The following is a 250-nucleotide window of genomic DNA, read 5'->3' as shown; positions in this document are numbered from 1 at the left end:
CAGCTCCGCGCTCATTAGCAGCCAGAAAGTCTTGGAGTTGTTGGGATCGGCCCGCATCTTTCGGAGTAGACGGCGTCGGTAGATTGCCCCCAGAACACCTATGGCGGTGAGGGCTACAACCTTGACGATGAGGATGAGACCGTAAGGGGAGGCGAGTGCGCCGAAAGTTTCTAGGCCGATGGCGGCGCGAACCGTGCCCGAGAACGCGACGAGCACGAAAGTAATGACGGCGATGGTGGAGAATCGCATC

The 250-nt window shown here is 59.2% G+C and carries 1 protein-coding gene; it reads right to left on the bottom strand.

What is annotated here, in order from left to right:
• A partial coding sequence (locus ACZ3HG_RS24430; RefSeq protein WP_465335067.1) for a CopD family protein occupies positions 1-250 on the bottom strand: 250 nt, incomplete at both ends.

The sequence above is a fragment of the Erwinia sp. PME.40.26/001 genome, from assembly GCF_055556675.1.
This window is presented reverse-complemented; position numbering and strand designations above follow the sequence as displayed.